The sequence below is a fragment of the Aeromonas sp. FDAARGOS 1404 genome (genome assembly GCF_019047085.1).
Taxonomy (GTDB): domain Bacteria; phylum Pseudomonadota; class Gammaproteobacteria; order Enterobacterales; family Aeromonadaceae; genus Aeromonas; species Aeromonas veronii.
On the sequence record NZ_CP077237.1, the window covers coordinates 2,445,792 to 2,467,500 of the forward strand.

23 protein-coding genes (1 of these 23 running past the window's edge) are annotated in these 21,709 nt (G+C 61.4%); 16 read left to right on the plus strand and 7 right to left on the minus strand.

Annotated elements, in window-relative coordinates; translation table 11 throughout:
- The first annotated feature begins 42 nt into the window (after positions 1–42).
- The 5 genes from waaF to I6L34_RS11380 all read left to right on the plus strand — a co-directional run bounded on the left by waaF (position 43) and on the right by I6L34_RS11380 (position 4,088).
- On the plus strand, positions 43–1,077 hold the full coding sequence (gene waaF / locus I6L34_RS11365; protein WP_042030388.1) for a lipopolysaccharide heptosyltransferase II: 1,035 nt from the start codon (positions 43–45) through the stop codon (positions 1,075–1,077).
- Between the two features lies 1 nt (position 1,078).
- On the plus strand, positions 1,079–2,344 hold the full coding sequence (gene waaA / locus I6L34_RS11370) for a lipid IV(A) 3-deoxy-D-manno-octulosonic acid transferase (protein ID WP_216954725.1): 1,266 nt from the start codon (positions 1,079–1,081) through the stop codon (positions 2,342–2,344).
- A gap of 93 nt (positions 2,345–2,437) precedes the next feature.
- Positions 2,438–3,418 carry an MDR family oxidoreductase gene (locus tag I6L34_RS11375; RefSeq protein WP_058059073.1) on the plus strand — a complete coding sequence of 327 codons (981 nt, stop codon included), beginning with the start codon at positions 2,438–2,440 and terminating at the stop codon, positions 3,416–3,418.
- Positions 3,419–3,492: 74 nt separating this feature from the next.
- Positions 3,493–3,618, plus strand: a complete 126-nt coding sequence (locus tag I6L34_RS21955) for a hypothetical protein (protein ID WP_005339521.1) — start codon at positions 3,493–3,495, stop codon at positions 3,616–3,618.
- Between the two features lie 137 nt (positions 3,619–3,755).
- Positions 3,756–4,088 carry a DUF2799 domain-containing protein gene (locus tag I6L34_RS11380; protein WP_040069401.1) on the plus strand — a complete coding sequence of 111 codons (333 nt, stop codon included), beginning with the start codon at positions 3,756–3,758 and terminating at the stop codon, positions 4,086–4,088.
- Positions 4,089–4,108: 20 nt separating this feature from the next.
- Here I6L34_RS11380 and I6L34_RS11385 read toward each other — a convergent pair whose 3' ends face one another.
- Both I6L34_RS11385 and I6L34_RS11390 read right to left on the minus strand, forming a co-directional pair.
- Positions 4,109–4,273 carry a hypothetical protein gene (locus I6L34_RS11385; RefSeq protein WP_005339525.1) on the minus strand — a complete coding sequence of 55 codons (165 nt, stop codon included), beginning with the start codon at positions 4,271–4,273 and terminating at the stop codon, positions 4,109–4,111.
- Positions 4,274–4,385: 112 nt separating this feature from the next.
- Positions 4,386–4,820: a flagellar basal body-associated protein FliL gene (locus I6L34_RS11390; RefSeq protein WP_040069400.1), complete on the minus strand. Its 435-nt coding sequence runs from the start codon at positions 4,818–4,820 to the stop codon at positions 4,386–4,388.
- Between the two features lie 145 nt (positions 4,821–4,965).
- On the opposite strand from I6L34_RS11390, the gene I6L34_RS11395 reads away from it, so the two are divergent.
- Together I6L34_RS11395 and ubiA are read left to right on the plus strand one after the other, a co-directional pair.
- The gene (locus I6L34_RS11395; RefSeq protein WP_139398996.1) at positions 4,966–5,502 is read left to right on the plus strand and encodes a chorismate lyase; all 537 of its coding nucleotides are present in this window, start codon (positions 4,966–4,968) and stop codon (positions 5,500–5,502) included.
- Positions 5,499–6,368: a 4-hydroxybenzoate octaprenyltransferase gene (gene ubiA, locus I6L34_RS11400; protein ID WP_216952367.1), complete on the plus strand. Its 870-nt coding sequence runs from the start codon at positions 5,499–5,501 to the stop codon at positions 6,366–6,368. Before I6L34_RS11395 ends, ubiA begins: the two co-directional genes overlap by 4 nt.
- A 69-nt stretch (positions 6,369–6,437) precedes the next feature.
- On the opposite strand, the gene plsB is transcribed toward ubiA, so the two are convergent.
- The gene (plsB, locus tag I6L34_RS11405) at positions 6,438–8,861 is read right to left on the minus strand and encodes a glycerol-3-phosphate 1-O-acyltransferase PlsB (protein WP_019446525.1); all 2,424 of its coding nucleotides are present in this window, start codon (positions 8,859–8,861) and stop codon (positions 6,438–6,440) included.
- 204 nt (positions 8,862–9,065) lie between these two features.
- On the opposite strand from plsB, the gene lexA reads away from it, so the two are divergent.
- The 4 genes from lexA to I6L34_RS11425 all read left to right on the plus strand — a co-directional run bounded on the left by lexA (position 9,066) and on the right by I6L34_RS11425 (position 12,590).
- Positions 9,066–9,689, plus strand: a complete 624-nt coding sequence (gene lexA, locus I6L34_RS11410) for a transcriptional repressor LexA (RefSeq protein WP_005339540.1) — start codon at positions 9,066–9,068, stop codon at positions 9,687–9,689.
- 484 nt (positions 9,690–10,173) lie between these two features.
- Positions 10,174–10,389 carry a hypothetical protein gene (locus I6L34_RS11415; protein WP_019446524.1) on the plus strand — a complete coding sequence of 72 codons (216 nt, stop codon included), beginning with the start codon at positions 10,174–10,176 and terminating at the stop codon, positions 10,387–10,389.
- Between the two features lie 210 nt (positions 10,390–10,599).
- On the plus strand, positions 10,600–11,226 hold the full coding sequence (locus I6L34_RS11420) for an SCO family protein (RefSeq protein ID WP_005339543.1): 627 nt from the start codon (positions 10,600–10,602) through the stop codon (positions 11,224–11,226).
- A 74-nt stretch (positions 11,227–11,300) separates the two neighbouring features.
- The gene (locus I6L34_RS11425) at positions 11,301–12,590 is read left to right on the plus strand and encodes an MATE family efflux transporter (protein WP_254202968.1); all 1,290 of its coding nucleotides are present in this window, start codon (positions 11,301–11,303) and stop codon (positions 12,588–12,590) included.
- Between the two features lie 13 nt (positions 12,591–12,603).
- Here I6L34_RS11425 and trmL read toward each other — a convergent pair whose 3' ends face one another.
- From trmL to I6L34_RS11440, 3 genes are all read right to left on the minus strand, one after another.
- Positions 12,604–13,068, minus strand: coding sequence for a tRNA (uridine(34)/cytosine(34)/5-carboxymethylaminomethyluridine(34)-2'-O)-methyltransferase TrmL (trmL, locus tag I6L34_RS11430; RefSeq protein WP_005339545.1), 465 nt, complete (start codon positions 13,066–13,068; stop codon positions 12,604–12,606).
- 74 nt (positions 13,069–13,142) lie between these two features.
- Positions 13,143–14,513, minus strand: a complete 1,371-nt coding sequence (locus I6L34_RS11435) for an ATP-binding protein (protein WP_005356054.1) — start codon at positions 14,511–14,513, stop codon at positions 13,143–13,145.
- Complete coding sequence (locus tag I6L34_RS11440) at positions 14,495–15,190, minus strand: response regulator (RefSeq protein ID WP_005339549.1); 696 nt, start codon at positions 15,188–15,190, stop codon at positions 14,495–14,497. The genes I6L34_RS11435 and I6L34_RS11440 overlap by 19 nt, the downstream gene beginning before the upstream one ends.
- Before the next feature lie 85 nt (positions 15,191–15,275).
- On the opposite strand from I6L34_RS11440, the gene I6L34_RS11445 reads away from it, so the two are divergent.
- The 4 genes from I6L34_RS11445 to I6L34_RS11460 all read left to right on the plus strand — a co-directional run bounded on the left by I6L34_RS11445 (position 15,276) and on the right by I6L34_RS11460 (position 18,732).
- Complete coding sequence (locus I6L34_RS11445) at positions 15,276–16,187, plus strand: cation diffusion facilitator family transporter (RefSeq protein ID WP_005339551.1); 912 nt, start codon at positions 15,276–15,278, stop codon at positions 16,185–16,187.
- 8 nt (positions 16,188–16,195) lie between these two features.
- Positions 16,196–16,975 carry a serine O-acetyltransferase gene (gene cysE / locus I6L34_RS11450; protein WP_005339552.1) on the plus strand — a complete coding sequence of 260 codons (780 nt, stop codon included), beginning with the start codon at positions 16,196–16,198 and terminating at the stop codon, positions 16,973–16,975.
- 20 nt (positions 16,976–16,995) lie between these two features.
- Positions 16,996–18,276, plus strand: coding sequence for a hypothetical protein (locus tag I6L34_RS11455; protein ID WP_058059070.1), 1,281 nt, complete (start codon positions 16,996–16,998; stop codon positions 18,274–18,276).
- Positions 18,277–18,522: 246 nt separating this feature from the next.
- Positions 18,523–18,732, plus strand: coding sequence for a cell division protein ZapB (locus I6L34_RS11460; RefSeq protein ID WP_005339554.1), 210 nt, complete (start codon positions 18,523–18,525; stop codon positions 18,730–18,732).
- Positions 18,733–18,804: 72 nt separating this feature from the next.
- On the opposite strand, the gene elbB is transcribed toward I6L34_RS11460, so the two are convergent.
- Complete coding sequence (elbB, locus tag I6L34_RS11465; protein WP_058059069.1) at positions 18,805–19,455, minus strand: isoprenoid biosynthesis glyoxalase ElbB; 651 nt, start codon at positions 19,453–19,455, stop codon at positions 18,805–18,807.
- Between the two features lie 400 nt (positions 19,456–19,855).
- Between elbB and polA the strand changes: the two genes are divergently transcribed.
- A protein-coding gene (gene polA / locus I6L34_RS11470; protein ID WP_216954727.1) for a DNA polymerase I crosses the window boundary here: on the plus strand, positions 19,856–21,709 show its 5' portion. Its footprint extends 912 nt past the window's final position; only the first 1,854 of its 2,766 coding nucleotides appear in the window; its start codon is at positions 19,856–19,858; its stop codon lies off the right edge, out of view.

The window sequence follows — 21,709 nt, forward strand, 5'->3', positions numbered from 1 at the left end:
GTGATGATTAACCGCCGGGCCAGACCCGAGAGAAGACGCGTAATGAAAATATTGGTGATCGGCCCCTCCTGGGTCGGCGACATGGTGATGTCCCAGAGTCTCTACAAGGCGATCAAGGCCAACCATCCCGAGTGCGAGCTGCACGTGATGGCCCCCGCCTGGTGCTGCGCCCTGCTGGAGCGGATGCCGGAGGTGGACAAGGCGATCACCATGCCCCTTGGCCACGGTGACTTCAAGCTGGTGGCGCGCCGCCGCCTCGGCAAGCAGCTGGCGGCCGAGAAGTACGATCAGGCCATCGTCCAGCCCAACTCCATGAAATCGGCGCTGATCCCCTGGTTTGCCCGCATTCCGGTGCGTACCGGCTGGAAAGGGGAGCACCGCTTCGGCCTGCTCAACGATATGCGCAGCAACAAGTCCGCCTTCCCGCTGATGGTGGAGGGCTATCTGGCGCTCGCTTATCCCAAGGAGCAGATGAAGAGCCGGGCCGATATTCCGACCATTCCCCACCCCTCTCTGCACGTCGATCTGGTCAACCAGAGCAAGGCGCTGGAGCGACTGGGGCTGGATCGCGCCCGCCCGGTGCTGGTGCTCTGCCCCGGTGCCGAGTTTGGCCCGGCCAAGCGCTGGCCGGAGGGGCACTACGCCGTGGTGGCTCAGCAGCATCTGGACGAGGGGTGGCAGGTGTGGATCTTCGGCTCCAACAAGGATGTGCCGGTGGCCAACACCATCCGGGATCGGGTCAACCTGCTGACTCGCCCCAACTGCCACGTGCTGGCGGGCAAGACCAGCCTGCACGAGGCGATCGATCTGATGGCGCTGGCCAGCCGGGTCATCTCCAACGACTCCGGCCTGATGCACATCGCCGCCGCCCTCAACCGGCCGCTGGTGGGCGTCTATGGCTCCACCTCGCCGCTCTATACCCCGCCGCTGGCGGATCGGGTCGAGATCGTCCACACCGACATCGAGTGCCGCCCCTGCTTCAAGCGCACCTGCAAGTTCGGCCATCTCAAGTGCCTGATCGACCTGGCGCCGGAGCAGGTGGTCGATGCCTGCAAGAAGCTGGAGCAGAGTCAGTAAGATGCCCTACCGTCTGCTCTACAACCTGCTGATCCATCTGGGATTGCCGCTGGCGCTGCTGGCCCTCTACAAGCCGAAGAAAGGCAAGCCCGGCTTTGGCAAGCGCTGGGCCGAGCATCTCGGGCGGCTGCCCGCCACCGGACAGGATGCGCCGCTCTGGATCCATGCGGTGAGCGTGGGGGAGACGCTGGCCATCACGCCGCTCATTCGCGCCCTCAAGGCGGAGCGGCCCGATCTGCCGATCCTGCTCACTACTACCACCCGCACCGGCGCCGATCAGGCTGCCAGGCTGGGGGATCTGGTGATCCATCGCTACGCGCCACTCGACTACCCCTGGGCCATTGCCGCCTTTCTCGACACCTTCAAGCCGCGCGCGCTCTGGGTGATGGAGACCGAGCTGTGGCCGAACTGGCTGGCCGCCTGCGAGGCGCGCCATCTGCCGGTGACCATCATCAACGCCCGCCTCTCCGAGCGTTCCTGCCAGCGTTATGCCCGTTTCCACGGCGCCTTCGACGTCCTGAGCCGGCCACTGACCCATCTGCTCTGCCAGCATCAGGATGACGCCGACCGCTTCGCCCGCCTCGGTATCGAGCGTTCGCGGCTGGCGGTGACCGGCTCCATCAAGTTCGATATCCAGTTTGGTGACGAGGTGCAGGCCAAAGGTCGTGCCCTGCGCCAGCAGCTGGGGACAGATCGGCCGGTCTGGATCGCCGCCAGCACCCATCTGGGTGAGGACGAGCAGGTGCTGGCCGCCTTCGAGCTGCTGCTCAAACGTCATCCCGCTGCGCTGCTCATTCTGGTGCCGCGCCACCCTGAGCGGTTCGACCGGGTGGCCGAGCTGTGTGCCCCTTACGGCTGCGTGCGGCGCACTGATGGTGCTGCGGTGCGTGCGGAGGATAAGGTCTATCTCGGCGATACCATGGGCGAGCTGCCGCTGATGCTGGCGGCGGCCGATGTGGCCTTTGTCGGTGGCAGTCTGGTGAAGATCGGCGGTCACAACCTGCTGGAGCCGGCAGCCCTCGGCAAGCCCTGCCTGACGGGGTCCGCCTACTTCAACTTCAGCGATATCACTCGTCAGCTGGTGGCTCAGGGGGGCGCCGCCATCGTGGCCGATGCCGCCGAGCTGGGCGAGCAGGTGAGCCAGCTGTTTGCCGACGAGAGCTCCCGCCGCGAGATGGGCGAGCAGGCCCGCGCCGTGGTGCTGCGCAATCAGGGAGCGCTGGCGCGTACCCTCTCGCACTGCCTCACTGCGCTGGAGAACGACTGAACCCATGACGAGCACTGCGCTGGCTCTCGATTTTCAACTGCAAAAGCGTCAAAGCAGCTGATCCCCGTTTCACACGTCATCAAAGAGGCAACCATGTTCAAGGCTCTGTTACTGGAAAACCAAGACGGCAAGACTGTACCGACTCTGACCCGGCTGGCCGAGAGCCAGTTGCCGGAAGGTGAAGTGCGGGTGGCGGTCGCTTACAGCTCCATCAACTACAAGGACGGGTTGGCCATTACCGGCAAGGGCAAGATTGTGCGACAGTGGCCGCTGGTGCCCGGCATCGACTTCGCCGGTACCGTGCTCGAATCCGCCGACAGCCGCTATCAGCCCGGCGACAAGGTAGTGCTGACCGGTTGGGGCGTGGGCGAAGGGCACTGGGGCGGCATGGCCGAACAGGCGCGGGTCAAGGGCGACTGGCTGGTGCCGCTGCCCGCCGGGCTCGATGAGCGGCAGGCCATGTGCATCGGCACCGCCGGCCTTACCGCCATGCTCTGTGTGCTGGCGCTGGAAGAGGCGGGCATTACCCCGGAAAGTGGTGAGGTGCTGGTCACCGGCGCTGCGGGTGGCGTGGGCTCCGCCTCGGTCGCCCTGCTGGCGGCCCTTGGCTATCAGGTGGCGGCGCTGACCGGCCGCCCCGAAGAGCAGGGTGCCATGTTGACTGTGCTCGGTGCCAGCCGCATCGTGCCGCGCAGCGAACTGCTGGTGCCTGCCAAACCGCTGGAGAAACAGTTGTGGGCCGGTGCCATCGATACCGTCGGCAGTCAGGTACTGGCCAAACTGCTGGCCCAGATGAACTACGGCGGCGCCGTGGCAGCCTGCGGGCTGGCGGGGGGCTTCGATCTGCCGACCAGCGTGATGCCCTTCATCCTGCGCAACGTGCGGTTGCAGGGGGTCGATTCGGTGATGTGCCCGTTTGAACGTCGTCAATTGGCATGGCAGCGACTGGCACGGGATCTTCCTGCCAGCTTCTTTGAGCAGGCGGTTACCGAGATTGGGCTGGAGCAGGTAGTGGAGGCCGCCGAGGCCATTACGCAAGGCCAGATCGCCGGCCGGACTCTGGTCAAACTTTGAACTCCCTCTAACTGGCGAGCCCGACAATTCCGGATAAAATTGGAGTGCGGGTGAACTATCCAAGGAGAGTGAAGATGGGTGGACACAAGCCGGATTACGACTCCTCTGATGATGATTGGGAGCCGGATTCCTGGGAAGAAGAGCTGGATCAGTGGGAAGATGAAAGCTGGCAGGATGATGACACTTTCGATGACCAGTGAACCACGGCATTGAACGAACAGGCGGGCTTTGGGCCCGCCTGATTTTTTTGCCGCGCTCACATGGCTGAGCGTTCGTCCTTGGTCAGGGGCGGGGCGCTCGGTAGAATGAACTGCCCAAATGACGCTCAAGGATGACTATGCGACTCACCATCATATTGTTGGCTGCCCTGCTGGGTGGCTGTGTCTCCAACGATGATCCCTGCGAGAAGGTGTGGAGTGAGGTGGGGGAGGCGGATGGCAAGCTGGGCTTCACCACCGAGCGGATCGAGTTCCATCAGGGCCAGTGTGGCAAGAAGGTGGATCCCGAACTGTGGAAGCAGGGACATCAGAAGGGATTGGCATGGTATTGCCGCCCCGAGCATCTCTATCTGGCTGGCCGTTCCGGCGAGGAGTATCGCGGCGTTTGCCCGAATGATACCCAGGCACGCAGATTGTTCGAACAGGGGCGTCAGGGGTGGACCGATCAATAACGCCCTGACAGGGAGGGGCGTTACTCCTCTTTCAAGCGCAGCGGCTGGCAGAGGTAACCCTTGTCATTGGCACTGCGGGCACATTTGCTGCAGACAAACTTGGGTTTGCGGACTATCTTGCGCAACGCCTTGAGATCGGTGGGGATCTCGTGACGGCGCCATTCACACAGGGTTTTGCTGCCCATAACGACTACCTCTACGACTCGACGGCCGTATTGTAATCGATTTTCATTTCGAATAAACCGGCAAAGCTCGCTTATTGGCCGATATGCCAATAAGCGATTGTTTCGGGATGGATTACTGGTAGAGGAACTTGGTGAAGATAAGCTCGCGCACCGCTTTCTTGCCGGTCTCTTTCACCAGCAGTTCGTTGACGGTTGTCTCGCACTCCTTGCGCAGCTCTTCTCGGTTGGTCAGGGACTTCACTTGATCGGCATTTTTGCTGCCAATCAGACGGATGATGGCATCGCGGATCAGCGGGTCATGCTGCTCCAGCAGCTTGAGATCGGCTTCGTTTTCCGCCATCAGCTCTACCGTGACCCGGATATAACCGAGGGTTTTGCTATCACTCAGGTAGTTGGTGATGATGTCGGGATCGAGCGCGTGGTAGGAGAAACCGGGCTTGGCAGCCCCCTCCGTGCCCTCGGCGGGCGGCTCATCTTCAGCCAGAGCTTGCTGCTGCAGGGCGCCACAGCTCAGTAACAACACCAGCAGAATTTTGAATATCTTCATATAGATGGCTCATCAGCAAGAGATAACCCATTTTTGATGTTGCCATCGGGGCCGTCAAGCACGGATGTTCTTACATTTCGCTATTGATTTACGGATAATAAACCGGATTTTAACCTGAACACGGAAATCTCTGGATGGTGAAGCTGTGAAGTCCGAGTTGACTGTTCCCCTCACGCCGTTAAGCGGCTGGCTGGCCCCCGAATGTTGCGAATTGCCCGCCAGCTTGCGCCCCTGGCTGCTGGAGCCCGGCTCCATGACCCGGCGGCTGCGTCAGCACAATCGCCACTTTTCGGTGGAGTGGCTGGGCAATCACCCGGTCGCCCTTACTGCCGATGAGCAGTGGCTGGTGGATTCGGCCTCGCCGGCCGGTACCTGCCGCGAGGTGATCCTGCACGGGGATCGTGGGCCCGCCGTGCTGGGCTGGACCCTGTTTGCCGATGACGCATTGCAAGGGAGCGGCATTGCCGAGCTTGGCGAGCAGCCGCTGGGTGAGCGGGTATTTGGCCATGAGCCTGCCCGCCGCGATTATCTGCAGCTGGCCCGTTTCGATATTGCCGCCAATCCCCGTTGCCCGGCCGCCACTGTCTGGGGGCGTCGTTCCCGTCTGTTTCTGGGGCAGTGGCCACTGCTGGTGCACGAGCTGTTTCTGCCCTCTCTCGTCTGTGACAAGGAGTTGGAGTGAATCTGTTAACCAAGGAGCGGGGACTTGCCTATATGCAGTTGGCCCGCGTCGACAAACCCATAGGCACTCTGCTGCTGCTGTGGCCAACCCTGTGGGCGCTCTGGCTGGCCGCTGGTGGCCTGCCCAATCTCTGGGTGCTGGCCGTGTTTGTGGTCGGCGTCTTTCTGATGCGCTCGGCAGGGTGCGTGATCAACGACTATGCGGATCGCAACTTCGACGGCCATGTCAAACGCACCGCTGGTCGCCCCTTGCCTACGGGCAGAGTCAAGCCGTGGGAGGTGTTGGCGCTCTTCTTCGTGCTGGCGCTTATTTCGTTTGGTCTGGTGCTGACCATGAATCCGCTCACCATCGGCCTGTCGTTTGTCGCCCTGCTGCTGGCGGTGAGCTACCCCTTCATGAAGCGCTTTATCTCGAACCCCCAGCTGGTGCTCGGGATGGCCTTCTCCTGGTCGATCCCGATGGCCTATGCGGCCCAGGCGGATGCCCTGCCGCTGGTGGCCTGGCTGCTCTTCTTCGCCAACCTGCTCTGGACCGTGGCTTACGACACCCAGTACGCCATGGTGGATCGGGATGACGACCTCAAGATCGGCCTCAAATCCAGCGCCATCCTGTTTGGTCGTTACGACAAACGGATCATCGGCGCATTGCAACTATCGACGCTGCTGCTGTTGCTGGCGGTCGGGCAACTGATGACGCTGGGGGGCTGGTATTACTGGGGATTGCTGGGGGCTGCGGTGTTGTTTGTCTATCAGCAGCGGCTCATTCGCGAGCGGCAGCGGGAAGCCTGCTTCCAGGCGTTTCTCAACAACAACTATGTGGGGGCGCTGGTGTTTGCCGGTCTGGTGCTTGACTACCTGCTGGCGTGACATGTTCCCGCGCAGACTCCGATAAAAATGAAGGCCGCATCATGCGGCCTTCTTTGTTTGCGTTGCAGATTAGAGCTGATTGCCTGCCTGAATGGTGCGGCGGATCTTGTTGCTCAGCAGCGGCACTATGTTGTCTGCCAGCGCCTGGAAGCGGCCGAGATCCGGCTTGCACTCGGGGGAGAGGTAGCCCTCCTTGCGCAAGGTGTGGATCAGGGTGCTGAACAGCTTCTGGTCGAAGAACTCGGGGGCGTTGATGCCGTGCAGGGTGCCGAGGCGCTCTGCCATCATCAGGCCATCCGCCTCCAGCTGCTCCGCCTCGATATGGGGCTGGGCCAGCACCCGGGTCAGCACGATGGCGTAGCGTTGCAGGGTCTCCTGAATGCTCTCCGCCAGCAGCAGCAGGCGCATCTGGTTGGCCGGATTGACCCAGTAGCCGTCATCGCGGGTCTCGATCAGTTGCTGGGTCTGCAGCGCGTCGAGCAGGCTGTCGACCAGCGCCGGCAGCTCCTCCTCTTCATAACGCAGGAACAGCTCGGTCTTGAGCAGCGGATAGATGTCGATGCAACGGGCCATGATCTCGCTGCGGGAGATCCCTTCGCACCGTTCGATCAATGCCGCCACCAGAGAGGGCATGGCGAACAGGTGGAGGATGTTGTTGCGGTAGTAGGTCAGCAGGATCGCCTGATAGCGGTCCAGACTGATGATCTGCCCCAGTTTGTCCTCGCTCACCTCGAACTTGTTGAGCTCCATCGCCTGATCCAGCAGGGTCTTGGCATCCTCATCCGGAATGGTGCTCTGCGGGCTGTAGGGCACCGCCTTGAGCAGATCCAGATAGGTGTTGAGCTGGGCCTGCAATTCGTCGCGGGTCAGGGCGTGGCGCTCGGCGGCCAGCAGCGCCAGCGCGCTCAGGGTCAGGCCGTTGACCGCGGCAGCGCCGTTGATGCGGGTCATCAGCAGTTCGGCCAGATTGTTGACGGTGCCCGCCATCCACTCCGGACGCTCCTCTTCCCCGATGTGCTTTTTCCAGTCGGGGATATGTTCGCTCAGGTAGCTGTTGAGGGTCAGCGGCTCGCCGAAGTTGACGAAACCACGGCCGTAGTTGCGCAGCTTGCGCAGGATGCCGAGCACCTGCAGGAAGCTCTCTTTCTCCTTGCGACTCCCCTTGAGCTCGTTGTGGTAGGTGTTCACCTCCATCACGTGCTCGTAACCCAGATAGACCGGCACCAGAGTGACCGGCCTGTCCAGCCCGCGCATCATTGCCTGCAGGGTCATCGCCAGCATGCCGGTCTTGGGCGGCAGCAGACGGCCGGTACGGGAGCGACCACCTTCGGTGAAGAACTCTACCGAGTAACCCTTGGCAAACAGCAGGTTGAGGTATTCACGAAATACCGTGCTGTAGAGCGGGTTGCCCTTGAAGGTGCGGCGAATGAAGAAGGCGCCGCCGTGGCGGAAAATCGGGCCCGCCGGCCAGAAGTTGAGGTTGATGCCTGCCGCGATATGGGGCGGCACCATCCCCTGGTGGTAGATGACGTAGGAGAGCAGCAGGTAGTCCATGTGGCTGCGGTGGCAGGGGACGTAGACGATCTCGTGCCCTTCCTGCGCCAGCTGGCGCACCTTCTCGGCGCCATTGACCGACAAACCGCGGTAGAGTTTGTTCCACAGCCAGCCGAGGAAGCTCTCGCCCAGGCGGATCAGCCGGTAGGAGAAGTTGGAGGCGATCTCGTCCATGTAGCCATGGGCACGCTTTTGCGCCTTCTCGAGGCTGATCCCTTCGCGCTGGGCCTCCTCTTCAATCGCCTGCTGGATCACCGCGGAGTCGAGCAGCTGCTTGAACAGCAGGTTGCGGTTCGGCAGTTTCGGGCCGGTAGCGGCCAGCTGCTGGCGGCTGAAGTGGGTACGGGCCACTCGTGCCAGCTTGTGGGCGATGGCCTCGTCGGTGCCGTGCTTGTCGGCCATGTAGCGCAGGGAGAGCGGCGGCGAGAAGCGCACCAGATTTTCGCGACCCTTGAGGATCACGATAAGTGCCTTCTTCAGCCGGTTCGGCGCCAGGCTGCTGATGATGTTGAGGCCGGAGGCTTCTTCCCCTTCCCGACCCGGAGCGCGGCCCCAGAACAGGGTGACGGGCACCACCTGGATATCCAGCTCGGGATCCTGCTTGTGCAGATCCAGCAGCTGGTGGAACTCCTGCAGGAAGGGGAGCGGTTTGCTGCGTTTGCCAAACAGGGGAGGCGGACGATCCAGACAGACATAGCGCGGCAGCAGCTGGCCGTTCAGTTCCAGCGGCGTGAAGGGACCGGGCAGACCGAGATCCTCGCAGCACTGCTGCAGGGTCATCAGGTCGGTGATCGAACTGGTTTTCAGGGCATAGACGATGGGTCTGGCCGGATCCAGATTGAGTTCTGTGATGGGATTTTCCGGCAGGCTCTTGTGATTGACCAAGCCGCTGACCGGCCATTGCAAGATGGCTCTGGAAATCTTCTGTCCTAGGGACATGTGCGTCTGCTCTCCAAAAAAATGCGGCGTGAGCATAGCAAATCGACAGCCCCTTGTCGCCGAGAGGTACGATGAGTCGGCTGCGCAGGATCAAAACAGCAGTAAATGAGGGGTTGGTCGCGACAAATGTCAGCTGCGCCTTGCCTTGGCCACTGCACTGTATATACTGCCAGTGTGCTGTATAAAAAGACAGGTGCCAATTCTATGAAACCCCTTACCCCCCGCCAGGCCGAAGTGCTGGAGCTGATCAAGGTGAACATGAGCGAGACCGGTATGCCGCCGACTCGTGCCGAGATTGCCCAGAAGCTTGGTTTCAAGTCGGCCAATGCGGCCGAAGAACATCTGAAGGCCCTGGCCAAAAAAGGGGTCATCGAGATCATGCCGGGCACGTCCCGCGGCATTCGCCTGTTGCTCGAAGAGGAAGAGGTGCTGGAAGAGAGCGGCCTGCCGCTCATCGGCAAGGTGGCCGCCGGTGAACCCATTCTGGCTCAGGAGCATATCGAGAGCCACTATCAGGTGGATCCCGCCCTGTTCCACCCGCGCGCTGATTTTCTGCTGCGGGTGCAGGGGATGAGCATGAAGAACATCGGCATTCTGGATGGCGATCTGCTGGCGGTGCACAAGACCCAGGAGGTGCGCAACGGTCAGGTGGTGGTCGCCCGTCTCGATGAGGATGTCACCGTCAAGCGCTTCCAGCGCAAGGGCAGTCAGGTATGGTTGCTGCCGGAGAATGAAGAGCTCTCCCCCATCGAGGTGGATCTCTCCTGCCAGCAGCTCACCATTGAGGGGCTGGCTGTCGGGGTGATCCGCAACGCCGACTGGATGTAATCATCCCCGCCAACTGCGTTTGCCACACGGCCTCCTTCGGGAGGTCGTGCTGTTTCTGGCGCACTTTCCCTGTCATATCAAACAGATCATCGGTGGCGGCATTTTTGTCCTGCGCGACCGGCTACCAATCATCCATTTCAGATATATGCTCAGATCAGTGCCCTGTCGCCGAGACAGGGCTTGGCACCTCCCTCTGACCATCACAATGCGCCGGGACGGGAGGGCCGGTAACAACGAGAATCGGGCAGTACACCTTCACGGGATATGAAGGGGGAGTGGGGAGATCCCGAGCCTTGTCAGGCAAAGGGGACCACTCGTAATGGTTGCAGATAGTCGTGACGGGCCTGTTCCCAGTTCAGGCCGACGAAGCAACATGACCTGTCGGTCAAGGAGGACTGGTATGGCATCAAGATCGCCATGGGATTCAGAGGCTGGGGCTGCGCCAGCGGAATCGTCAATCACCCGTTTTGTCAAAGGTAGCCGGATGACCTGGTTTTACGGTCTCTGGCTGCACCATCGAGGGTCGCACTGGACGCTCTGGCTGGGATGTCCGAAAGAGAAGGTGGTGCGTCTGGTGCTGCTGTTCAAACGTGGTCATGGCGATCGCCAGGGGGAAGAGGGCTGGCTGGCCCCCGTGATTCCCATCGGCGTGCGGGCCATCGGCAAGATGTTGCAGCAGGGGCGTAACGCTCGCCCCTGAGCAGAAGAGACAAACAAATCCATCCATAACCGGCACCCGAGGGGGCCGGTTTTTTTATGGCCGCAACTGGCGATTAATTATGCCAAATGGTCGACTCCTGATAGGGCGTTGCACAAGGTTGAACCACCTTGGCGGCTCGCTGGGGTACAATGCCTCCCTCTTGTCCGGTCACTGCTGGCCATCTGCCTCGAACTGAAAGGGTCTCTTGTTATGATGAAGCTCCGCTATCCCCTGCTCTTTCTGCTGCTGACAGCCTGCCTGATCCTGGTGTTCTACGCCACGCAGCCAGAGCAGCCTGAACAGGCTGACTACTATCCGGCGGGGCGGGACATCAATGATTTCGCCTTTACCGATGCGGACAACCAGCCGTTCACCCCTGCCAACCTGAAGGGGCACTGGACCTTCCTGTTTGTCGGCTACACCTTCTGCCCCGATATCTGCCCCACCACCCTGGCAGATATGCGCTCCGTCTATGACCAGCTGAAGAAGATGGCGCCCGACAGTCAGGTGGTGTTTATCTCGGCGGATCCCCAGCGTGACGATATTCCGCGCCTCAAGACCTATACCGCCTTCTTCAATCCCGAGTTCAAGGCGGCCACTGCCCCCCACGACAAGCTGTTCCCGTTCGTGCGCAATCTGGGGCTCATCTACTCCATCGCCAATCAGGGGGAGAAGGATTACCTGATCGATCACTCCGCCTCCATCGTGCTCATCAATCCCAAGGGCAAGCTGCAGGCGGTGTTCCGCCCGCAGGTGGCGCCGGGTCAGGTGCCCAGGGTGCAGATGGCCACCATGCTCTCTGATTTCGCCCGCATTCTGAAGCTGGCAGGCCACTGAGCGTGACCCCAGCTGTTGCCCCCTGGTGGCGAGATCCCTCTCGCCACCGCGCCGTCTTTGCGCTCGCCCTGCCCATGGTTTTCTCCAATATCACCACCCCCTTGCTGGGGCTGGTGGACACCTGGGTGATCGGTCATCTCGGTCAGGCCTGGTTTCTGGGGGGCGTTTCGGTCGGTGCAACCCTGATCAACCTCATCTTCTGGCTGCTCGGCTTTTTGCGGATGTCGACCACCGGCCTGACGGCGCAGGCGCACGGCGCCGCCGACGGTCGTGCCCAACTCGATACCCTGCTGCGGGCGCTGGGGTTGGCCATTGCTCTTGGCCTGGCGCTGCTGTTGTTGCTCTTCCCCCTGTTGCCACGACTGATCGTCCTGAGTGGCGGCTCGCCCGAGGTGCAGCTTTATGCGGGCCAATATGTGGCGGTGCGGATCTGGAGCGCCCCGGCGGCGCTCTGCAATCTGGTGATCATGGGGTGGCTGCTGGGGATGCAGGATGCCCGCAGCCCCATGGTGATGTTGATCCTCACCAATCTGGTCAATATGGCGCTGGATGCCCTGTTTGTGCTGGGGCTCGGCTGGCAGGTGCGGGGTGTGGCGGCGGCCTCGGTCATGGCGGACTACTGCGCGCTGGCGGTCGGGATCTGGCTGGTACGCCGTCAGCTGCGGCAACTGGCGCCGACGGTGTGGCAGGATGGTTGGCAGCGCTGGCGGCAGCTTGCGCCCATGGTGCGGTTGCTCGGCCTCAACCGCGATATCTTCCTGCGCTCCCTCTGTTTGCAGCTCTGTTTCGCCTTCATGACTCTGCAAGGGGCACGACTGGGGGATGTGGCGGTGGCCGCCAATGCGGTGCTGCTCAATTTCCTGATGCTCATCTCCTATGGGCTCGATGGTTTTGCCTATGCGGTGGAGGCCATGGTAGGACGAGCCATCGGTCAGCAGGATCGGCAGAAACTGCGGGAGGCCATCGTGCTCAATCTGGGCTGGGCCGCCCTCATTGCCAGTGGTTTTACCCTGGTGTTCGCCCTCTTTGGTGCCCACCTTATCGGCTATATCACCGATATTCCGGCCGTGGTGGCGGAGGCACATCGTCAGCTTCCCTGGCTGATCGCCATGCCCTTGCTGGCGGTCTGGTGTTTCCTGCTGGATGGCGTATTCATCGGGGCGACCCGGGCACGGGAGATGCGCAATAGCATGTTGCTGGCCGCGTTTGGCGGCTTCTTCCCGATCTGGTGGCTCTGTCAGTTGTGGGGCGTGGCCGCGTTATGGGCGGCGATGGCGGCGCTGATGGTGGGGCGCGGCCTGTCGCTGGGGGTCACTTGCTGGCGGCTGGAGCGCAGCGGGCATCTGCTCGACGCCCGCCACTGATCATCGGTGGCGCTTACATGGCACCGTCGTAGCCGAGCTGGCGCCAGCTCTCGTAGACAAAGACAGACACCGCGTTGGAGAGGTTCATGCTGCGGCTCTGGGGCACCATAGGGATGCGTAGCCGCTGCTCGAATGGCAGACTCTCGATGATCTCGATGGGCAGGCCGCGACTCTCCGGGCCAAACAGCAGGGCGTCGCCAAGGGCATATTGAGCTGCCGAGTGCGCGGTGCGGCCCTTGGTGGTGCAGGCAAACACCCGCTTGGGCGCCACGGCGGCCAGAAAAGCCTCATAGCTCGGCCAGCGCTTCACCTCGGCAAATTCGTGATAGTCGAGTCCCGCCCGCTTTACCCGCTTGTCATCCCACTCAAACCCCAGCGGCTCGATCAGATGGAGCCGGTAACCGGTATTGGCGCAAAGCCGGATGATATTGCCGGTATTGGGCGGAATTTCCGGCTGGTAGAGGACGATATCGAGCATGACGAGCTCCTGCAAAGAGATGTAAAGCCAAGAAGGGGCGCCAGCATACCCAGCGCCCGTCCGGATGAAAAGGATCAGGCGATGGGCAAGCGGATGGTGATGGTCAGCCCGGTCGGGTGATTGTTGCTGGCCGCAATGGTACCGCCGTGGCGCTGGATCGCCTCCGAGGCGATGGCCAGCCCCAACCCGGTGCCGCCAGTCTTGGCGTTGCGGGCGTCATCGACCCGGAAGAAGGGCTGGAACAGCAGCGCCTGCTGCTCGTCTGGCACCCCGGGGCCGTCATCCCGAATGGTCATCACCCACTCCAGTCCCTCCCGATACCAGTCCACCTTGATGAACTCGCGGGCATATTTGAGGGCATTGCGCAGGGGGTTCTCCACCGCCCGGGCCAACAGCTCGGGCCACATCTGGATCGACTCGGCAGGCAGCGGCGGCAGTCTGAGCTGTTTGCCGCTCTGGTTTGCCTCGAACATGGCATCTTCGAGGATGGGCTCCAGCAGGTCGGCCAGCGGGTGTACCACCGGCGCCTCCACATGCTGCTGCACCCGCGACAGATCCAGCAGATCGCCGATCAGCTTGTCCAGCCGCCCAATCTCCGATTCGATCCGCGCCAGCTCGGCGCTGTCACCCTGTTTGCGGCGGATCAGCGCCTGCGCCAGTTGCATCCGGGTGAGGGGGCTGCGCAGCTCGTGGGAGATATCGGAAAGCAGCTGTTTCTGCTTCTGGATCATGCTCTTGAGTGTCTCCACCATGCGGCTGACGTTATCCGCCAGCTGGCCGATCTCGTCGCCCCGTCCCAGGTTGGGGATCTGTACTTCCAGATTGCCAGCCGCCAGTTGGGAGACCGACTTCTGTAACTGCAGGATGGGGCGGGTCAGCCGCCAGGCGAGCAGCAGGCAGAGCGGGGTGCTGACCAGCATCGAGATGCCCAGAATGCGGATCGGGTGATCCAGCACCTGAATGAACAGGAACAGATAGGGGTTCTCGGCATTGAGGCCGAAATAGACGTGATAGCGATGGCCGTGGTGCTCCATCAGGAAGGGGCCGGCGATCGCCTTACGATCCTCGTTGCCCAGCATGGGATTGGCCGGGTCATCGGCATCCACCATAAAGCGCACCACGAACTTGCGCGGATGGGTGGTGGACTGGATCTGCCCCTTCTCGTCGCGCAGGTAGACGTTGTCCACCGGCAGCATGGCGATCTTGTCCATCGCTTTGGCCAGATCGAAATCCTGATCCGGCTCGGCGGCGTTGAGCAGGGCCTGCACGTTGTTCTGCATCCGCGCCACTTCGTGGGTCGGCAGCGGGATCTGGTTGCGGGGATCCAGGGTCGGCAGGCTGATCACGGCGGCCAGCATCACCAGCAGCATGAACCAGAACCAGAGGAAGATGTGGGTCGAGATCCCGTTGAGGGAGTTGATGCGCTCTATTCTTGCTCTAGCCACAGGTACCCGCGCCCCCGTACGGTTTTGAAGCGGGGCTGGCCATCGGTGCGGTCCGGCAGCTTCTTGCGCAGGTTGCTCAGGTGCATGTCGATGGCCCGATCGAAGGGTTCCAGCTTCTTGCCCAGCACCTGCTCGGAGAGGTGGCTCTTGCTGACGATCTGGCCGGGATTGCGCAGCAGGCACTCCAGCAGGCCAAACTCGGTGGCGGTCAGCTCCAGCAGCTGTTCGCCGCAGCGGGCCTGCTGTAGGCCGGGTTGCAGCACGATATCCATGAAGTGCACTTCGTCGGAGGAGTTGCCGCGCTGGGGCGGGGCGCTCTGGGTACGGCGCAGGATGGCGCGTACCCGGGCCAGCAGCTCCCTGTCATCGAACGGCTTGGCCAGATAGTCGTCGGCACCCGCTTCCAGACCGTTAACCCGGTCCTGGCTGTCACCGCGGGCGGTCAGCATCAGCACCGGGGTGTCGTGGGTCTTGCGCAGCTTGGTCAGCATGGCAAAGCCGTTGAGCTTGGGCATCATCACGTCCAGCAGCACCAGATCGAAGCTCTGTTCCGCCAGCCGTTGCAGCCCCTCTTCACCATCCTCGGCGACCGTGACCTGAAATCCCTCCAGGGTCAGAATTTCGGTGAGCAGTTGGGTCAATTCAAGATCGTCGTCGACCAGGAGTATTCTGTTCATCTGGTGTTATTCCGCAGATTTTCGCGCCAAACTGACGCCGGGGTCAGGGTATAATAAGTTTTTCATCGCCAGAGGAAAGCCGGTTTTGAGCCATCAACAATATTCCCGTTGGGTGACCTTTGCCAGCATAGCGGCGGTCACCACAGCTACCTTGCTGATCATCGGCAAACTGATCGCCTGGCTGATGACCGATTCGTCGACCCTGCTGGCGTCGCTCACTGACTCCTTCATGGATGTGAGTGCCTCCATCATCAACCTGCTGGCCATTCGCTATGCGCTGGCTCCCGCTGATGACGAACACCGTTTCGGTCACGGCAAGGCGGAGTCGCTGGCGGGCCTCATCCAGTCGGCCTTTATCTCCGGCTCCGCCCTGCTGCTGGTGATGCACGGAATTTCATCCCTGCTCAATCAGGCGCCTATCCTGCGGCTGGAAGCGGGTCTCTGGGTCAGCGGCGGATCCATCGTGCTGACCCTGCTGCTGGTCAGCTTCCAGAGTTTCGTTATTCGCAAGACCAACAGTGTGGCCATCAAGGCCGACATGCTGCACTACCGTTCCGATCTGCTGCTCAATGCCGGTGTCTTGCTGGCGCTGGTGCTGGCGGGGCAGGGGTGGTACTGGGCCGATGGCCTGTTTGCCATCCTGATCGGGCTGTTCCTGTTGTGGGGGGCGGGACACATCGGCTACGAGTCGGTGCAGGCCCTGCTCGATCGTCAGTTGCCAGCGGAAGAACAAGCGAGAATAATGGCGCTCTGCTGTGCCGTAGAAGGTGTACACGGCGTACATGACCTGCGCACCCGTCAATCCGGGCCGACCCGATTCGTACAGTTGCATCTTGAACTGGATGATCAGATCCCCCTGGTCAAGGCCCATCAGATCGCCGATGAAGCCGAACTGGCGGTACGCCAGGCATTCGAGCGGATGGATGTCATCATCCACATGGACCCCATCTCGGTGCTGACAAAAGAACAACAGAGCCCTCACCCAGAACAACAGTAGGCTGCAACATGGATGAACTGGTTGCCAAAACCTGGCACAAAATTCAGCAAGAAGCGGAGTGCATGGCGGCCCAGGAGCCGATGCTGGCCAGCTTCTTCCACTCCACCATTCTCAATCACAAGAACCTGCGTTCGGCCCTCAGCTTCCAGCTGGCCAACAAACTCGACAGCGCCACCATGCCCGCCATCGCCCTGCGCGAGGTGATCGAGCTGGCCCTGCGCAGCGAGCCCGAGCTGCTGACGGTAGTGGCGGCCGACATCTGCGCCGTGCAGGAGCGCGATCCTGCGGTCGATCTCTTCTCCACTCCGCTGCTCTATCTCAAGGGGTTCCATGCCCTGCAGGGCTATCGGGTCGCCAACTGGCTGTGGCGGCAGGGGCGCCGCTCGCTGGCCCTCTATCTGCAAAACCAGATCTCGGTGGTGTTCGGGGTGGATGTGCACCCGGCCGCCCGCATCGGCAAGGGGATCATGTTCGACCACGCCACCGGCATAGTGGTGGGCGAGACGGCGGTGATTGAAGATGATGTCTCCATCCTGCAGAGCGTGACCCTCGGTGGTACCGGCAAGGAGAGCGGCGATCGCCATCCCAAGATCCGCGAAGGGGTGATGATAGGGGCGGGCGCCAAGGTGCTCGGCAATATCGAAGTGGGCGTGGGTGCCAAAATTGGCGCGGGCAGCGTGGTGATCAACCCGGTGCCGCCTCATACCACGGTCGCTGGCGTACCCGCCAAGATCGTCGGCCGTCCGGAGTGCGACAAGCCTTCACTGGATATGGATCAGTGTCTCTGATCTCCCGGCCGGAGTAGTCGATGGCCAAACGCTGGTCGGGTTATCTGATTTTGGGGATGTGGCTGCTCAACTTGCTGCATCTCTATCTGGGACTCTCCCCCTGGCCAGCGGCCATTGCGGCCTGGGGGGCGTCGCTGCTCACCTGGCCCTGGCTGGTGGGAGCCGCCAAGCGGCAGGCGCTGGCCTTGTATGGCGCGGCGCTGTTGCTGCTCATCTTTTCCTGGTGGCAGGGCGCGCCCCTCACCGCCGGTGACTGGCTGCTGCCCAACATCAATATGCTCACCATGTTTGCCGCGGTGAGCACCCTCAACCTCGCCACCTCGGGTCTCTTGACCGGCACCACCTCCTGGACCGGGCGAAAGGGGCTGTGGAGCACCATGGCCAGCCTCAATCTGCTGGGGGCGGTCATCAACCTCTCGGTGTTGTTTATCATCGGCGATCGACTGGAGCGCAATGGCACCCTGGAGCGGCGTCAGGTGATGGTGCTGAGCCGGATCTTCTGTGCCGCTGCCTTCTGGTCACCCTTCTTTGTCGCCATGGCGGTGGCGCTCACCTATGCGCCGGGCTTGCAGCTCTCCCATATTTTGCCGTTCGGGATCCTCGCCGCCTTGCTGGCGATGGGACTGACCGCCTGGCAGGTGGAGCGGATCGGGGTGGCCGACTTTGCCGGTTATCCGCTGCGGTTGCAGACTCTGGGGCTGCCGGTCACGCTGGCGTTGCTGGTACTGCTCATCAAGCAGGTCTGGCCCCAGCTCGGCATTCTGGCGGTGATCGCGCTGGTGGCCCCGCTGCTGGCGCTGCTCTTTATGCCGAGGGTCGGGCGCAAGGCGGCCCTCAAGCGGCAGGTGGTGGAGCGCTTTCCCGCCATCGGCGGTCAGCTGGTGCTGTTTCTGGGGGCCGGTTTGCTGGCAGCAGGCATCAACAGTGCGTTGTCGGTCATCGATCTCGGCTCCGGTCACGGTCTGCCGCTGTTCAACCACTTTGGCTGGCTTGAGGCATCCCTCACTCTGCTGCTGATCCTGCTGGTGGCCATCGTCGGGGTACATCCGCTCATCAGTATCTCCGGGCTGGCGCCGCTGCTCTGGCCGCTGGCGCCGGATCCCAGCCTGCTCGGCATGTGTTTCCTGCTGGGATGGGGGCTTGCCACCGGCACCAGTCCGCTCTCCGGATCCAATCTGGCGCTGGCCTCCCGCTACAACCTCAGTGCCGGGCTGATCCTGCGCTGGAACCTGCTCTACGGCCTGCTGATGTATGTCGTCGCCTGTCTGTTGCTGGGGGCTTATATCGCCTTGCATGGATAACGGCGGCGCCGTCAGGAGGGTGCCAATGATGCGCGGGTGGCGGGGCTTTTTACGCACGCTTCAGTGTGTTGTCGCGGCTCGGGCGCAGGATGCGAGAAAAATAGACGCATATTTAGACAATACATCTATGGAAGGCGCATTTTACAGCGCACTGGCTTGTTTGTGCCGATGCGCTCGGGGTATGCTGGCTTCACGCGCTTGAATCGCCCTCTGTGGGGCATCGCAATTGAACAAACAGGTATGCATATGTCACTAGAAGTCCTTGAGCAACTCGAATCCAAAGTACAATCCGCCGTCGACAACATCTCCTTGCTGAAGATGGAGCTGGACGAGCTGAAAGAGCAGAACAGCAAGCTGCAAGACGAGAACCATCAACTGCGCAACGAGCACACTGCATGGCAGGAGCGTCTGCGTGCCCTGCTGGGTAAAATGGATCAGATGGGCGAAACCATCTAATTCATCGCCTTTAGGCAGAATTGACAACGGGCCGCTCCATGAGCGGCCCGTCTGTTTTTGGCAGGGTGAGGATTATAGCGCCAGCAGTTGCTTGACCGTCTTCTCGATGCCGTCCGCCGCTTCGACTATGTTGCTGGCCAGCATGTAGGCGGGGGTGGAGATCACCTTGCGCTCCTGATCCACCACGAACTCGTTGACTGGGCAGTTGAGATGGCTGCCACCCATCGCCTCGATGGCGTTGGCGGTGCCTTCGTCATGGCCGATGGTCGCCAGCGTCCCGGCACCATAGATCAGCGGGATCATGGCGGGCGCGATGCAGATATAGGCGGCCGGTTTGTTGGCTTTGGCAAAGCTCTGGCACGCTTTCAGCACATCGGGCTGGATCTGGCACTCGGCTCCTTTGATAGCGAAGTTGCACAGGTTTTTGGCCGCGCCAAAGCCGCCGGGCACCAGCAGCGCGTCGTAATCGGCCGCATCCAGCTCGGCCACATCCTTTATCTGGCCACGGCAGATGCGGGCCGCTTCGACCAGCACATTGCGGCTCTCTCCCTCGCTCACTTCGCCGGTCAGGTGGTTGATGACATGGAGCTGCGCCACGTTCGGGGCGAAGCACTGGACGGCGGCTCCCTGACGGGCCAGCGCCAGCAGGCTGATGACGGCCTCGTGGATTTCGGCCCCGTCAAAGACACCGCAGCCACTCAAAATCACGGCCACTTTTTTCATGGCAAACTCCTCGTTGTTGAAAATGTGAGCCAGGATGGATTGTTGTACTTTTGTATGGTTATCGCTCGCCCTCCGCTGGTCAAGTCATCTTGCTGTGCTAGGATTGTTTCGCTTTGGATCCTGCCGTACCTACTCCCTTAAATCTTTTTCCACATTGATCGAGATCATTCTAACTGTCTCACGATCGGTTTTTACGATCTCAATGCATTGTTTTTAATGGCTTTTTATATTCTTATGCACAGTTTTATAACTGTGTGCTCTGATGCGTCCCATTTTTGAACACAGAGTTATCCACAGACTGAGTCCCTTAATCAGGCGCTGTGTGCTGTTGCTGCGCCCCTTGGTGTGAGGGGGGCCCTGTGGCATCCTAGCGGCTGTTTATCTCTGGCAGGACGATTTCATGGCCCCTAGCAACCCCCTTATTCTGGTCGACGGCTCCTCTTATCTTTACCGCGCCTTCTTCGCCTCCCAGCAGGCTGATCTGCGCACATCGACCGGTTTGCCGAGCGGCGCCGTCCGTGTCATGGCCAACATGATGCGCAGCCTGCGCAAGCAATATCCTGACTGTCATGTGGCCGTGGTGTTTGATGCCAAGGGCAAGACCTTCCGCGACGACATCTATCCCCAGTACAAGGCGACCCGCGCCAGCATGCCGGACGATCTGCGCAGCCAGGTTGCCCCTATCCACCAGATGATCAAGGCGATGGGTTTCCCCTTCCTGATGGTGGAAGGGGTTGAAGCCGACGACGTGATCGGCACCCTGGCCCGCCAGGCGACCGAGAAGCAGCTGCCGGTACTGATCAGCACCGGTGACAAGGATATGGCACAGCTGGTCTCCGACCATGTCACCCTGATCGACACCATGAAAGATGTGAAGACCGATCGGGAAGGGGTGATCGAGAAGTTTGGCGTACCGCCCGAGCTCATCATCGACTATCTGGCCCTGATGGGTGACAAGGTCGACAACATTCCCGGTATGACCGGTGTCGGCGAGAAGACCGCACTGGCTCTGCTGCAGGGGATTGGCAGCATCGACGAGATTGCCGCCAACCTCGACAAGGTAGCTGCGCTCGGTTTCCGTGGCTCCAAGGCCTTTGCCGACAAGTTCCGCGAGCAGGAGGAGCAGGTTCGTCTCTCCTATCGACTGGCGACCATCAAGACCGATGTCGAGCTGGAACAGAGTCTGGAAGAGCTGTTGCTCAAGCCGGTCGACAAGGAGTCCCTGCTGGCGGTCTATCGCGAATACGAGCTGCGCAACCTGATCAAGGAGCTGGAATCCGGTGGTGAAGAGGGGAGCGAGAGCGGCGGACAGGACGAAGCTGGCGATGAGAGCGCTGCTCCGGTTGCCGCCATCGAAACCGACTACCGCTGCATTCTGGACGAAGCCGAGTTTGACGGCTGGCTGGAACAGTTGAAATCGGCACCGCTGTTTGCCTTCGATACCGAAACCACCAGTCTCGACTATATGGAGGCACGGATTGTTGGCGTCTCCTTCGCGGTTGAGCCGGGCAAGGCTGCTTATGTGCCGTTTGGCCACGACTATCTGGGGGCCCCGGTACAGCTGAGCGAGGCCGTGGTGTTGGGCAAGCTCAAGCCGCTGCTGGAAGATCCGACCCATCTCAAGGTGGGGCAGAACCTCAAGTACGACCGCAACGTGCTGCTCAACCATGACATCGACCTGCAGGGTATCGCCTACGACACCATGCTCGAGTCCTACGTGCTCAACTCCACCGCCAGTCGTCACGATATGGATTCGTTGGCCAAGCGTTACCTCGGGGTCGAGACCACCGCCTTTGAAGATATCGCGGGCAAAGGAGTGAAACAGCTCACCTTCAACCAGATCGAGCTGGAGCAGGCGGCCCCCTATGCGGCGGAAGATGCCGATATCACCCTGCGTCTGCATCAGGCGCTGTGGGGTCAGCTGGAGGCCGTGCCGGGTCTCGCCAAGGTATTCAGTGAGATTGAGCTGCCGCTGTTGCCTGTACTGGCGCGGATGGAGTTGCTCGGCACCACTATCGATCCCAAGTTGCTGCACCAGCAGAGTCAGGAGATCGAGCTGCGGTTGGCAGAGCTGGAGAAACAGGCTCACGAGCTGGCCGGGCAGGAGTTCAACCTCTCCTCGCCCAAGCAGTTGGGGGAGATCCTCTTCACCAAGCTGGGGCTGCCGATCATCAAAAAGACTCCGAAGGGGGCACCGTCCACCGCAGAAGAGGTGCTGGCCGAGCTGGCGGAGACCTACGAGCTGCCGCAACTG

Bases quoted from the DNA above. Each gene is read 5' to 3' on its own strand.
- waaA (WP_216954725.1), top strand. From the start codon at position 1,079: ATGCCCTACCGTCTGCTCTACAACCTGCTGATCCATCTGGGATTGCCG.
- I6L34_RS11460 (WP_005339554.1), top strand. From the start codon at position 18,523: ATGTCACTAGAAGTCCTTGAGCAACTCGAATCCAAAGTACAATCCGCC.
- I6L34_RS11385 (WP_005339525.1), bottom strand. From the start codon at position 4,273: ATGGGCAGCAAAACCCTGTGTGAATGGCGCCGTCACGAGATCCCCACC.
- I6L34_RS11375 (WP_058059073.1), top strand. From the start codon at position 2,438: ATGTTCAAGGCTCTGTTACTGGAAAACCAAGACGGCAAGACTGTACCG.
- I6L34_RS11390 (WP_040069400.1), bottom strand. From the start codon at position 4,820: ATGAAGATATTCAAAATTCTGCTGGTGTTGTTACTGAGCTGTGGCGCC.
- I6L34_RS11380 (WP_040069401.1), top strand. From the start codon at position 3,756: ATGCGACTCACCATCATATTGTTGGCTGCCCTGCTGGGTGGCTGTGTC.
- trmL (WP_005339545.1), bottom strand. From the start codon at position 13,068: ATGCTCGATATCGTCCTCTACCAGCCGGAAATTCCGCCCAATACCGGC.
- plsB (WP_019446525.1), bottom strand. From the start codon at position 8,861: ATGTCCCTAGGACAGAAGATTTCCAGAGCCATCTTGCAATGGCCGGTC.
- I6L34_RS11425 (WP_254202968.1), top strand. From the start codon at position 11,301: ATGGTTTTCTCCAATATCACCACCCCCTTGCTGGGGCTGGTGGACACC.
- I6L34_RS11420 (WP_005339543.1), top strand. From the start codon at position 10,600: ATGATGAAGCTCCGCTATCCCCTGCTCTTTCTGCTGCTGACAGCCTGC.
- I6L34_RS21955 (WP_005339521.1), top strand. From the start codon at position 3,493: ATGGGTGGACACAAGCCGGATTACGACTCCTCTGATGATGATTGGGAG.
- cysE (WP_005339552.1), top strand. From the start codon at position 16,196: ATGGATGAACTGGTTGCCAAAACCTGGCACAAAATTCAGCAAGAAGCG.
- lexA (WP_005339540.1), top strand. From the start codon at position 9,066: ATGAAACCCCTTACCCCCCGCCAGGCCGAAGTGCTGGAGCTGATCAAG.
- I6L34_RS11415 (WP_019446524.1), top strand. From the start codon at position 10,174: ATGACCTGGTTTTACGGTCTCTGGCTGCACCATCGAGGGTCGCACTGG.
- waaF (WP_042030388.1), top strand. From the start codon at position 43: ATGAAAATATTGGTGATCGGCCCCTCCTGGGTCGGCGACATGGTGATG.
- elbB (WP_058059069.1), bottom strand. From the start codon at position 19,455: ATGAAAAAAGTGGCCGTGATTTTGAGTGGCTGCGGTGTCTTTGACGGG.
- I6L34_RS11440 (WP_005339549.1), bottom strand. From the start codon at position 15,190: ATGAACAGAATACTCCTGGTCGACGACGATCTTGAATTGACCCAACTG.
- I6L34_RS11455 (WP_058059070.1), top strand. From the start codon at position 16,996: ATGGCCAAACGCTGGTCGGGTTATCTGATTTTGGGGATGTGGCTGCTC.